This window comes from Nonomuraea sp. NPDC026600 (assembly GCF_040638335.1).
Taxonomy (GTDB): domain Bacteria; phylum Actinomycetota; class Actinomycetes; order Streptosporangiales; family Streptosporangiaceae; genus Nonomuraea.
Window position 1 is genome coordinate 139,186 of the sequence record NZ_JBEZYD010000003.1, and the last position, 12,017, is coordinate 151,202.

Here is a 12,017-nt window from a genome sequence, read left to right on the forward strand (position 1 = left end):
AGATCACCACCGACAGGATCACCGCAGTACGTAAACCTTCCGATGCGCGACAACCGGTGCGAAACCACAATGGGTTCGGTGCTCACCGTGGACCTGGCCCGCGTCGCCTTCGCCCGCTTCGCCATGCCGGCCACCCCTTTCACCTCATGGACCAGCCCGGAACAACGCATCGGCTTCACCGCCACCCAGCTCGTCCCCTCGTGGACCGCGCTGACCCCGCCCGGCACCTGGATCGAGGTGGAGCTGCAGGTCAGGATCTCGGCGGGTGAGCTGTCGAAGTGGTACGTCATGGGCCGCTGGGCCGAGCACGGCGAGGTCCGCACCTCGTTTCCCGGCCAGGGGGACGAGGACGGCGACGTGGCCGTCGACACGTTCGTGGCGCGGCGGCCGGTCACGGCCTATCGGGTGCGGGTCACGCAACACGGCGCGGGCGCCCGCGTGGACTGCCTGGGCGTGATGGCCTCCGCCCCCTCCCGGCGTCCGCCCGTCCCGAGCCGTCCCGGCAGGGCCGAGGCCGTCGAGCTGGTGGTGCCCCGGCACTCGCAGTACACCCATGCCGGTCACCATCCGGAGCTGGACGGCGGGGGCGCCAACTGGTGCAGCCCCGCCTCGGTGGCGATGGTCCTCGGCTTCTGGGGCCGCGGTCCCGATCCTGAGGAGCTGGCCTGGGTGGTGGCCGGCGACCCGAGTCCCGTGGTCGACCACGCCGCGCTCGGCACCTTCGACCACAGCTACCAGGGCACCGGCAACTGGCCGTTCAACGTGGCCTACGCGGGCCGTTTCGGGCTGGCCGGGTTCGTGACCAGGCTGCGCTCGGCGACCGAGCTGGACCTGTTCGTCCGGGCGGGGATCCCGGTGATCGTGTCGCTGGCGTTCAAGGCGCACGAGCTGCCGGGGTCCGGCTTCTCCTCGGGCGGGCACATCCTGGTCGTCACCGGTTTCACCGCCGAGGGCGACGTCGTCGTCAACGACCCGGCCGCGCCGAGCGACGCCGATGTGCGCCGGGTCTATCCGCGGGCCGCGTTCGAGAACGTCTGGCTCAGGAGCTCGGGCAGCGGCGGCATCGTGTACGTCATCCACCCGCCCGAGCATTCCTTGCCCCCGTCCCCTGGCAATTGGTGACATATGAGCATTCGACCGATCGATGTGGCCCGGACCGATGGCGGTCCCCAGTGGGTGGAGGCCGTCGCCACGCCCGCCGGGCTGGAGGTCTGGTGGGACGATCCGCGCCCACATGAGGGCGGCCGGCGCTGCGTGGTGCGCCGCCTGCCGGACGGCTCGCTGGTCGACGCCCTGCCCCAGGGGTGGAACGCGCGCAACCGCGTGGTCGAGTACGGCGGCCGGTCCTGGCGCCCGCTGCCCGGCGGCGGCCTGGTCTTCACCCACTGGGCCGACCAACGCGTCTACCTCCTGGACGGCCCACCCGCGACAGGCGAGGCGGCCGCAAACGGAGGCGCGGCCGCCGAGCCCGTGGCGGGTGGGCCCGCACCTGGTGGGCCCGTGGCGGGTGGGCCCGTGGCGCTCACGCCTGAGGGGTCGGCGCGCTACGCCGACCTCTACCTGCCGCCGGGCCGGGAGGAGGTGTGGGCCGTGCGCGAGCAGGACGACGTGCGCGACCTGGTCGCGGTGCCCCTCGCCGGCGGCCCGCTCAGAGTGATCACCAAAGCCCAACATTTCCTGATGAACCCCCGCATCTCCCCCGACGGCGGATATGTCGCCTGGATCGGCTGGGACCACCCGAACATGCCCTGGGACGGCACCGAGCTGTGCGTCGCCCCCCTCGGCCAGGACGGCACCGCCGGACCGTACCAGGTGGTCGCGGGCGGCCCGGCGGAGTCCGTCATCCAGGCGGAATGGCGCGACGAGCACGCCCTGTACGCGGTCACCGACCCGACCGGCTGGTGGAACATCCACCTCGTCGCCCGCGACGGCTCGGGCGGCCGCAACCTCACCCCGGTGGAGTCCGAGGTCGGCACCGCGCCCTGGAAGCCCGGCAGCACCTTCTTCGCGATCGCCGGCGACCGCCTGGTGGTCGTGCACGGCACCGCCGGCCGCCGCCTCCTGAGCGTCCTGGACCCGGAGCGCGGCGACCTGCGCGACCTCGGCGGCGAGGCGACGTACTGGGCTCCGACGATCTCGGCCGCCGGGGGCAAGGCCGTGTCGGTGTCCGCCACGCCGTACACGCCGGCGGAGGTGACCGTGGTCGACCTCGACGGCGGCGCGCACGAGGCGGTGTCGGCGCCGAAGCCGCTGCCCGACCGGGCGCTGCTGCCGACGCCCGAGGCGGTCACGATCGAGGGCGTGCACGCGCACCTGTACCACCCGACCGGCGTCGAGGGTCCCGCGCCGTACGTGGTCTTCGCGCACGGCGGGCCCACCGGCAACTACACGATGACGCTCGACCTGGAGCTCGCCTACTTCACCAGCCGGGGCCTCGGCGTGGCCAAGGTGAACTACGGCGGCTCCACCGGCTACGGCCGCGCCTACCGCGAGCGGCTGCGGCACGAGTGGGGCGTGGTCGACGTGGACGACTGCGCCAGGGTGGCGCGCGGGCTGGTCGAGCTGGGCCGGGCCGACGCGGCCAGGATCGCGATCCGCGGCGGCAGCGCCGGTGGCTGGACCACGGTCGCGGCGCTGGTGCACAGCGACGTGTTCGCGGGCGGCGCCGCGCACTACGCGATCACCGACCCGGAGAGCTGGGCGGCCGAGACGCACGACTTCGAGTCGCGCTACCTCGACGGCCTGATCGGGCCGCTGCCCGAGACCCGGCGGCGCTACACCGACCGCTCGCCGCTGCTGCACGCCGCGCGGACCTCTGGGCCGTGCCTGATGCTGCACGGCCTGGAGGACGCGATCGTGGACGTGGGCCAGGCGGAGCGGTTCGTCGCCGAGCTGGACCGGCACGGCAAGCAGTGGGCCCTGCTCACCTTCGCCGGTGAGCAGCACGGCTGGCGCCGGGAGGAGACCATCGTGGCGGTGCTGGAGGCCGAGCTGGCCTTCTACGGACTGATCTTCGGGTTCGAGACGCCCGAAGTGGCACCGCTCAAGCTGAAGGGACGGCCGTGAAGAGCGTCGGCGAAATCTGCTCGGACCTGATCAGGTTCGACACCACCAATCCGGGGTCCGGCGAGCGCCCGGCGGCCGAGTACGTGGCCACGTTGCTGGCCGACGCCGGTCTGGAGCCGGCGGTGTTCGAGTCGGCGCCGAAGCGGACGACCGTGGTCGCCCGGATCGACGGCGACTCCCGCGACGCGCTGCTCATCCACGGCCACCTCGACGTGGTGCCCGCCGACCCGGCCGAGTGGCGGATGCACCCGTTCTCGGGTGAGATCACCGACGGCTGCGTCTACGGCAGGGGCGCGGTCGACATGAAGGGGTCGTGCGCGATGACGCTATCGACCGTGCTCGGCATGGCGGCGAGCGGCCTGCGTCCCAAGCGTGACCTGGTGCTGGCGTTCCTGGCCGACGAGGAGGCGACGGGCGACTACGGCTCGCGGCACGCCGTCGCCGAGCACCGGGAGCTGTTCGACGGCGTGACGGAGGCGATCAGCGAGTCGGGCGGCTTCAGCGTCGCCGACGGCGAGCACCGCGTCTACCCGATCGCCGTGGGCGAGCGCGGCACGGCCTGGATGAAGCTCACCGCCCACGGCGTGGCCGGCCACGGCTCCAGGCCCGCGGTGGACAACCCGGTCGCGACGCTGGTGCACGCCCTGTCGCGGGTGGCCGCCCACCAGTGGCCGGTACGCCTGACGCCGTCGGTCGCGGCGCTGCTCCAGAGCCTGTCGGAGATCACCGGCCGGCCCATCGACCTTGACCGCCTCGACGAGGAGGCGGCCCGGCTGGGACCGCTCGGCCACCTGTTCAGGGCGCAGATCCGCAACTCGGCCAACCCGACGATGCTCGACGCGGGCTACAAGGTCAACGTCGTGCCGTCCACGGCCCACGCGCACGTGGACGGCCGCTACCTGCCGGGGCTTCAGGAGGAGTTCCTGTCGACCATGGACGAGCTGCTCGGGCCGAAGATCACCAGGGAGTTCGTCAATCTGGAGGACGCGCCGGCCGCGCCGTACCCCTCGCCGTTCTTCGACTCGCTCGCGGGCGCGCTCGTGGCCGAGGACCCGCTCGCCCGGCCGGTGCCGTACGTCATGAGCGGCGGCACCGACGCCAAGTCGTTCTCCGACATCGGCATCAAGGGGTACGGCTTCGCGCCGCTCATGCTGCGGCCCGATCTGGACTACTTCGGGATGTTCCACGGGAAGGACGAGCGGGTGCCGGTGGAGGGGCTGGAGTTCGGCACCCGCGTGCTGACCCGGCTGCTCACCTAGGGCCGAACCAGGTGTCGAGGGCCTCGGCGAGACCGGCTTCCGCACCGGCCCAGGCGACGTAGCCGTCCGGGCGTACCAGCAGGGCGGCCTGGTCCGGCGCGCCTTCCAGCACGCGGAGGTGGTCTTCCCGGCCCTTGGCGGCCGCGCGGGTCTCGGACGGGCCCGTCAGCAGGCCGCGGCCGTCCCTCAGCAGGTCCCTGAGCCAGCCGGCGCCCTCGATCTCCCAGTCCGGCAGGAACCGCCCGATCAGCGGATGCGGCGCGTCCGGCGCGTAGTCGATGTCCGTGCCGTTGGCCATGGCGATGAAGTGCCGCTTGGTCTCCGGGAACTCCAGCACCTCGGTCAGCACCTCACGCAGCGCGTCGACCTGCGGCCCCGGCCGCATCAGGGCGACCTGGGCCCTGGTGTTGCGCAGGACGCGGGCCGCCACCGGGTGCCGTTCGGCGGTGTAGGTGTCCAGGAGCCGTTCGGGCGCCTGGCCGCGGACCACCAGGGCGAGCTTCCAGCCCAGGTTGGCCGCGTCCTGGAGGCCGAGGTTGAGGCCCTGGCCGCCGATCGGCGAGTGGACGTGCGCCGCGTCTCCGGCGAGCAGGATGCGGCCCCGGCGGTACGTCTCGGCGTGGCGGGTGTTGTCGCTGTAGCGGATGCCCGCTTCCAGCCTGGTGACGACCGCGTCCGTGCCGCTGACCCGCCGGATGCTCTCCTGGAACTCCTCGGCGGTGACCGGAAGGTCCCGCTCCTCGGGACCGCCGTCGAACTCGATGGTGGCGATCTCCCCCGGCACCAGCGACTGGTTCACCAGCCCGCCGGGACCGCGCAGGGACGAGGTGATCGCACCGGGGTCGGCCAGCTCGGCCACCACGGTGCGCCCGGTCATGGTCGCGGACGTGCCCGAGAACGGGATGCCGGACCGCTTGCGCACGAGGCTCCGGCCGCCGTCGCAGCCCACCAGGTACCCGGCCCGTACGGTCCCGCCGTCCGCGAGCGTGGCGACCACGCCGGTGCCCTCGTCGGCGATCTCGACGACCCGGCACCCGGACCGCACGCCGACGCCGAGTTCGGCCGCGCGATCGGCCAGGACCCGCTCCAGCTGGTGCTGCTTGAGCAGGAGTATCTCGGGGGTTCTGTTGCCGGGCTCGCCGATCAGCGGCAGGCCGCTGAAGTGCCCGCTGCTCACGCCCTGGCGGAGCGTGTTCACGAGTCCGGCGACGATGTCGCCCTCCGCCGGCTCGCGGCCGGTCGCCAGCTGGTCGAACAGCGCCCACTGCGCCTCGGCCAGCGGCTCCACCAGCCCGCGCAGCCCCAGCGTGTGCATGGTGCGCCCGTTGAGCGAGCGCAGCCCGAGGCTGCGCGTGACCCGTTCCCGGCCGGTGGCCGCCTCCAGCACCAGCGGGTCCACGCCGGCCACCTTCAGCTCGCAGGCCAGCAGCAGGCCGACCGGCCCGCCGCCGACGATCAGTACGTCCGCGTCCACGGCATCTCCCTACTTACGGTGTATGCTTACGTCGTAAGTAGAAACATACACCGTAAGCTCTGTCAACCGGAGACCTACGGCAAGAGGAGCGACAATGGCCCGGCGCGAGCCGCTGAACAGGGAGAAGATCCTGGACGCAGCCCTGGAATTGGCCGCGGAAGAGGGTCTCCAAGGGCTTGCCATGCGGCGGCTGGCGAAGGCGCTCGGCGTCGAGGCGATGTCGCTCTACAACCACGTGTCCAACAAGGCCGACATCCTGAACGGCCTGGCGGAGCGGGCCTTCAGTCAGGTGGAGCTGCCCGACCCGGCGCTGCCCTGGCAGCAGCGGATCCGGGCCCTGGCGCTGAGCATGTATGAGGTGTTCAGCCGCTCTCCGGTGGTGCCGATCGCCCTGATGACCGACCAGGCGAACCCGACCTCCGTACGGGCACTGACTCCGCTCGACAGCCTGGTCGGCACCCTGTACGAGGCGGGTTTCGACGACGCGGGGGTGTGGCGCGCGCTCGGCGCGGTGAACGGCCTGCTCTTCGGGTCGCTGCTGCTGTCCACGGCAGGGTTCAGCGGCGACTTCCGCGACCACGCGGGACGACAGCGGGTCGGCGTCTACATCCAGGAGATGGACCCGGCCCAGCTACCCCATTTCAGCAAGCTGCTGCGGAACATCCCCCAGACCGATCACGCCAGGGACTTCGAGCGTGCGCTGGACATGCTCATCGCCGGACTGGAACAAAGCATTCCGTTCTGATATCATAGAGGCACAGCGGAACGAACGGAAGGACCCCTCATGAGCGACAACCTGACCACCGGCTGGGACGTACTCGACGCCTCGCACCGGGCGCTCCGCGAGGCCGTGCGCAACGTCCCGGCCGGCGGCTGGAGCCTCCCGACGCCCTGCGCGAAGTGGAACGTCACCCAGGTGCTCCAGCACGCCGCGGGCGACCAGATCGGCTTCGCCGCCTTCCTCACCGGCGAGCCGGGTCCGGCCGAGAATCCGTTCGAGCCGTCGGGCGAGCTGGCCGAGGAACCCGGGGCGTACGCGGAGGCGGCGATGGAGCGCTCGGCCAGGGCCTGGGCCGGGGTCGACAAGAACGCCGAAGAGGTGCCCGTCCCGGTGCCGCCGAACAAGATGGCGCCCGCGCTCGGCGCGGGCGCCTGCGCGCTCGACGCGGCGGTGCACGCCTGGGACATCGCCCTGGCCACCGGGCAGCCCTCGCCGCTGACCCCGGAGCTGGCCAGGGAGCTGCTGCCGGTGGCGAAGAGCATCGTCGAGCCGCTGCGCCAGTGGGGCGCCTACGCCGCGGTGCTGCCCGCCGAGCCGGGCGACGACGAGGTCGCGGAGCTCCTCCGCTACCTGGGCCGCAACCCGGCCTGGACCGCCTGAACGCCCGGGCCCGTGCGCGTCAGCGGAACCTGCCGCGCACGGTCCGCCGCACGACCAGGCCGAACATCGCCACCGAGGCCACCGTCAACATCCCCGCCTCGATCCACTGGAAGCGCCAGAAGCGCGCCGGCGGGTGGTAGTAGACGACGTACCGGTAGCCCTTGCCGAACAGGCACCGCTCCCACGCCTCGGCGTTGCGGTTGCTCCGCCCGACGTCCACCCGGCGCGGGCACACCCCGGCGGCCGGGCTCTCCACCTCCCTGCCCGACGGCTCCTCCCACGCCACGCCGACCAGCCGTACGTCGGGATCGTTCATCACGACACTGTCCGTCAGCTCGGCCCGCGCCGGCTCCGCGTAGTAGTCGCTCACCGCGAACAGCGTGAACATGCTCGCCATGATCCCGGCCACGACCAGCGCCATGGCGGGCACCGTCCGCCGGAACAGCGACCCGGCCAGCGTGCCGAGCGCGAACGCGAACAGCCACCACGCCGCCGGCGCGACTCCGACCATGTTGAACACGCCGATGTTGCCGAACGCCGAGTCGATCCCGCTGCGGAACACCGGCCGCCACAGGCTCACCATCAGCGACAGCAGCAGGCCGCCGGCCACCGCCGCCCCGCCCAGCACGGCGAGCTTGACCGCCAGCCAGCGCCCCACGGGCAGCGACTGGGTCCAGGCCAGCCGGTAGGTGCCTCGCTCGTACTCGCGGCCCAGCAGCGGGGCGCCCCAGAACGCGCCGATCAGCGCGGGCAGCACCAGCGGCATCCAGCCGAAGATCGTATAGACCGCGTCGTAGCGCTGCCCCAGCACCACGTCCAGCTCGCCGCAGACCGCCGCGGGCCCCGGGCAACCGGGCGGGGCGTGGCCGGCGATGTAGAGCTTCGCCTCCACCGCCGAGCCGAGCAGCAGCAGCCCGAGCGCGGCCAGGAAACCGGCGGTGATCACCATCTGTGACCGGTGCTGTCGCCAGGTCAGCCAGATCATCCGCGCACCCCCGCCAGCCCCGGCAGCGCCACCGACTCGGGGCTGCGCAGGTAGGCCATGACCAGCTCCTCGAGCCCGGCCGGCCGGACGTTCCAGCGCGGGTCCAGCACGGGCTCGCCCCGTACGAGCAGCGTGGCCTGCCGTGCGGTGCACGTGGCGCCGACGACCCGCGTCCTGGCCGCCACCCCGTCGGCCAGCTCGGCGGGGCCGGACAGCACGCGGTGCTCGGCCAGGAGCTCCTCGACGTCGCCGCTGACCTGCAGCCGCCCGCCGTTCAGCACGACCAGCCAGTCGCAGGTGTCTTCCAGGTCGGAGACCACGTGCGAGGACAGCAGCACGGTCAGCCCGCGGTCCGCGACCTCGGCCATGATCGACCGCATGACGTCGTGCCTGGCCAGCGGGTCGAGGTTGGCCAGCGGCTCGTCCAGCACGAGCAGATCGGGGTGCCTGGCCAGCACGAGCGTGAGCGCGACCTGAGCTTGCTGTCCGCCGGAGAGCTTGCCCACCTTCCCGTCGAGCCCGATGCCGAGTGTCCGGAGCCTGCTCCGTGCGGCCGTGTCGTCCCAGCCGGGGTTGAGCCGGCGGCCGAACGCGAGCATCTCGGCGACGGTGAAGCCCTCGTACAGCGGCTTGTCCTGGGCCATGAAGGCCGCCTCGCCGTACACCGTGACCGAGCCCCGGTCGGGGGTGATCAGGCCCGCGGTGGCGTGCATGAGCGTGGTCTTGCCCGCGCCGTTCGGCCCGACGAGCGCGGCGACCCGCCCGGCCGGGACGGAGAGCGAGCAGTCGCGCAGCGCCCACGTGCGCCGGTAACGGACGCCCAGGCCCGTCGCCTCCAGCGCGGGCCTCACGCCACCCCCTCCTTCATCGCGTCGGTCACGACGACGTTGAACAGCGCCCGCAGATCATCCAGATCGAGCCCCGCCTCCCGCGCCTCGTGCACCCACCCCTCCAGGCTCCGGCGCAGCCGGGTGTGGTCGGCGAGCCCCGCCCCGAGGATCGCTCGGAGCACGAACGTCCCCTGCCCGGGGCGCCCCTCGACCAGCCCTTCGCGTTCGAGCTCGCGGTAGGCCTTGAGCACGGTGTTGGGATTGATCGCCAGGCTCTCGACGACCTCGCGCGCGGTCGGCAACTGGTCGCCCGGCCGCAGCATCCCGAGCCGGAGCGCCTGCCTGACCTGGTGGACGAGCTGCAGGTACGTCGACACCCCCGAGCCGCGGTCCAGGGAGAACTCGATCATCAAAGAATCCTTTCCCTAATTCAATAGTGAAAGGGTGTTGGACGGGAGCGCTCCTTGTCAACCGGACACCGCGACGACATCCCGTTCCGTCACTACTGCTACCTTTATGCGTTTTAGTCCGTCTATGCAGGGTGAGGTACAGGGGTGCGGCGGTTCGGCACAGTGATCGGTAGCGTGACGGCGGGATGCCTGCTGGCGGGATGCTCCGCCCTGCCCGCCCTGCCAGGGCTCGGCAAAGCGGCGGAGCCGAAGGCGGCGCCGGCCTCCTCCGCCGCCGCCTCACCGGGGGCCGGCCGCTCGGTGTCGGACGAAGAAGGCGGCACGATCATCGCCGGCTACATCAACCGCAACAACGCCGCCAACCAGGCCAGGAGTGAGAAGCTGCTGGCCGGGTTCGAGGGCGGGTCCAGCTTCGCCATCGACAAGGCCGCCTACACCTCCAGCCGGCTGCTGACCAAGCAGGCCGCCCACACCTACAAGCCCTTCGTCTACACCAAGCCCACCTACTACGCGCCGCCCGCCGGTGACGCGGCCTGGTTCCTCACCACCGCGCACTGGCAGCGCGGCAAGGAGACGGCCAAGGAGGTGACGTACCTGCTGTTCGCGCGGGAGGCGGCCGGCTGGCGGCAGGTGTACTCCCCCGACTCGTACGAGGACGGCACGGCCGGCGTGCTGCCGGGCGTCAAGACCGACGGCGCGGGCGCCGCCGCCGAGGTGGCCCAGGCGGACGGCAAGGGGCTGCTCATGTCGCCCGCCGACTTCGCCCGGCGCTACGCGGCCCACCTGAGCGGCAAGGGCACCGCGGCCGACAAGACCCTCTTCGCCGCCGACGACATCTCCACCGGCGCGGCGTCGAACCGCGCGAAGATGGCCAGGTACGCGGAGCTCACCGAGACGGTCCGGCCCGCCACCCGCTACCCGTCGTACGCGCTGCGCACCGCCGACGGCGGCGCGCTGGCCTTCACCACGCTCCAGCGGGACCGGCTCTACGACGTGCGCCAGGGCCCGGAGCGCAACTACGTCTTCCAGAAGGACAGCGGCCTGCTGCGTGGCCACTACTACAACTCCATGAAGATGACCGAGCTGATCCAGGTGGCGGCGCACATCCCGCCCAAGGACCGGAAACCCGCCCAGGTCGAGGTGGTGGCCGGCTACTCCGGTATTACGGCCGGCAGCGGCCGCTGACCGGCCTTAGCTGAACTTGCTCTTCGGCCGTTCCTGGAGCTCGCCGTCGAGGTAGATGTCGAGCTTCTCGTTGTAGAACGCGACCAGCCCCGCGACCCGCTCGCTCTCCGGCAGCGGCGTCCGGTACGACCAGGCGAGGTCCTTGCGGCCGTTGACCGTCCAGTACTCCGCCGTGCCCTTGTACGGGCAGTGGGTGGCGGTTTCGGTGTGTTCGAGCAGATCGAACCGGACATCCACCTTGGGCAGGTAGTAGCGGGTGGGCAGGCCCGTCTCGAAGAGGATGCGGGGGCTGCGCGAGTCGGCCACCGTCACGCCGTCGACCTCGACGCGTACGTGCCGCGAGCTCGGCAGGATGTCGACCCTGGTGTACGGGTCACGCGGGTGGAAGAAGACCTCCTCGTCCTCCTCGAACCAGGCGTGCATGGCGTCCCACTCGAAGCGGATGTGCCCGCGGATGTCCTCCAGCGGCGACTCGGGGTACGCCAGGGCCGCCTCCGGGGCCTCCGCGCCTCCCGAGGTGACCGTGTAGACGACGCCGTCCCCCCGGCTGGGCGAGTGCTTGGTCGTGCCCGTCTGCTTGAGCGCCGCCTCCTCCACGTCCGCCAGCGGGAAGTAGTACGTCGGGTAATAGGGGATCTCCCACACCAGGAGGGCGTGGGTGGTGTCGGCCACCACCCGCCCGCCGAGGTAGGTCCTGACACGCTTGGCGGAGCGCTCGACACGCACCCGGCCGCGGCTCGTGGCTTCCTTCGCTTCCATGCTCGGCGCAACCGCCAACCGGCCGCCGCTATTCCAGCTGTCTCAAGGCCCTTACGACAGACCGAACGCCGCCAGCGTCGCCCAGGTCGCCGCCGTGCCCACCAGTGCCCCGGCCACCACCTGCGCCCACGTGTGGTGGGCCAGTCGTACCCGGGCCCAGCACACCACCGCCACGACGGCCGCCCCGGCGAGCGCGGTCGGCAGCACGGGCAGAACGTGGGCCAGCACCACCACGGTCCCCGCGCAGACGGCGGCGTGGAAGGAGATCTTCCAGCGCATCGTGACCGGCACGGTGACGGCCAGAGCGACGAGCATCGCGGTCACCGTGGCCACCAGCAGGGTCGGCGCGCCCAGCGCGACGAGCAGCACCAGGGCGACCAGCACGGCGGCGACGGCGGCCAGCAGCGGCCCGGTGCGGCGGGCCCGGTCGACGATGTGGTGGGAGTCGAGCCGCCCCGACCGGACACCCAGCGCGATCACCGAGGCGGGCACGCCGCCGCACAGCGCCGAGGCCGCCAGGCCCCACGCGCCACCGCTCCAGCCATGGGCGATCAGGCCCACGGCCGGGGGCATGGTGATCACCAGCACCTGCGGGGCCAGCAGGTCGGTCACCCGCTTCGCCACCAGGTCCGCCGTCATGACAGCAAAGACTACGCGATCATGAAGAG

Annotated in this window: 12 protein-coding genes; 6 read left to right on the plus strand and 6 right to left on the minus strand. The window is 72.1% G+C overall.

All coding sequences use genetic code 11. From position 1 onward, the window contains the following. Positions 1–69 precede the first annotated feature (69 nt). From AB0F17_RS07410 to AB0F17_RS07420, 3 genes are read left to right on the plus strand one after another with little or no spacing between them, the layout of a single operon-like run. Positions 70–1,122, plus strand: coding sequence for a C39 family peptidase (locus AB0F17_RS07410; RefSeq protein WP_358017776.1), 1,053 nt, complete (start codon positions 70–72; stop codon positions 1,120–1,122). 3 nt (positions 1,123–1,125) lie between these two features. After that, complete coding sequence (locus AB0F17_RS07415; protein WP_358017779.1) at positions 1,126–3,066, plus strand: prolyl oligopeptidase family serine peptidase; 1,941 nt, start codon at positions 1,126–1,128, stop codon at positions 3,064–3,066. Next, positions 3,063–4,325 carry a M20/M25/M40 family metallo-hydrolase gene (locus AB0F17_RS07420; RefSeq protein ID WP_358017782.1) on the plus strand — a complete coding sequence of 421 codons (1,263 nt, stop codon included), beginning with the start codon at positions 3,063–3,065 and terminating at the stop codon, positions 4,323–4,325. The genes AB0F17_RS07415 and AB0F17_RS07420 overlap by 4 nt, the downstream gene beginning before the upstream one ends. Here AB0F17_RS07420 and AB0F17_RS07425 read toward each other — a convergent pair. Continuing rightward, the gene (locus AB0F17_RS07425) at positions 4,318–5,799 is read right to left on the minus strand and encodes an FAD-dependent monooxygenase (RefSeq protein WP_358017785.1); all 1,482 of its coding nucleotides are present in this window, start codon (positions 5,797–5,799) and stop codon (positions 4,318–4,320) included. The two genes, AB0F17_RS07420 and AB0F17_RS07425, sit on opposite strands and share 8 nt — an antisense overlap. Before the next feature lie 94 nt (positions 5,800–5,893). Between AB0F17_RS07425 and AB0F17_RS07430 the strand changes: the two genes are divergently transcribed. Together AB0F17_RS07430 and AB0F17_RS07435 are read left to right on the plus strand one after the other, a co-directional pair. Next, the gene (locus AB0F17_RS07430; RefSeq protein WP_358017788.1) at positions 5,894–6,544 is read left to right on the plus strand and encodes a TetR/AcrR family transcriptional regulator C-terminal domain-containing protein; all 651 of its coding nucleotides are present in this window, start codon (positions 5,894–5,896) and stop codon (positions 6,542–6,544) included. A 39-nt stretch (positions 6,545–6,583) separates the two neighbouring features. Then, positions 6,584–7,180 (plus strand): TIGR03086 family metal-binding protein, encoded by a 597-nt coding sequence (locus AB0F17_RS07435; RefSeq protein WP_358017791.1) that lies wholly within the window; start codon positions 6,584–6,586, stop codon positions 7,178–7,180. Between the two features lie 19 nt (positions 7,181–7,199). Here the strand turns inward: AB0F17_RS07435 and AB0F17_RS07440 are convergent, their stop codons facing one another. The 3 genes from AB0F17_RS07440 to AB0F17_RS07450 are packed head-to-tail and all read right to left on the minus strand — an operon-like array spanning position 7,200 to position 9,405. Further along, positions 7,200–8,165, minus strand: coding sequence for a hypothetical protein (locus AB0F17_RS07440; RefSeq protein ID WP_358017794.1), 966 nt, complete (start codon positions 8,163–8,165; stop codon positions 7,200–7,202). Continuing rightward, positions 8,162–9,016: an ABC transporter ATP-binding protein gene (locus AB0F17_RS07445; RefSeq protein ID WP_358017797.1), complete on the minus strand. Its 855-nt coding sequence runs from the start codon at positions 9,014–9,016 to the stop codon at positions 8,162–8,164. Before AB0F17_RS07445 ends, AB0F17_RS07440 begins: the two co-directional genes overlap by 4 nt. Next, complete coding sequence (locus AB0F17_RS07450) at positions 9,013–9,405, minus strand: GntR family transcriptional regulator (RefSeq protein ID WP_358017800.1); 393 nt, start codon at positions 9,403–9,405, stop codon at positions 9,013–9,015. Before AB0F17_RS07450 ends, AB0F17_RS07445 begins: the two co-directional genes overlap by 4 nt. A gap of 174 nt (positions 9,406–9,579) precedes the next feature. Between AB0F17_RS07450 and AB0F17_RS07455 the strand changes: the two genes are divergently transcribed. After that, a complete protein-coding gene (locus AB0F17_RS07455) occupies positions 9,580–10,590 on the plus strand; it encodes a hypothetical protein (RefSeq protein WP_358017804.1) in 1,011 nt (336 codons plus the stop codon). 6 nt (positions 10,591–10,596) lie between these two features. Here the strand turns inward: AB0F17_RS07455 and AB0F17_RS07460 are convergent, their stop codons facing one another. After that, entirely contained in the window at positions 10,597–11,349 is a 753-nt protein-coding gene (locus AB0F17_RS07460; RefSeq protein ID WP_358017807.1) for a DUF427 domain-containing protein, read from the minus strand. Between the two features lie 51 nt (positions 11,350–11,400). Next, the gene (locus AB0F17_RS07465) at positions 11,401–11,988 is read right to left on the minus strand and encodes a hypothetical protein (RefSeq protein ID WP_358017810.1); all 588 of its coding nucleotides are present in this window, start codon (positions 11,986–11,988) and stop codon (positions 11,401–11,403) included. Between the last annotated feature and the right edge of the window lie 29 nt (positions 11,989–12,017).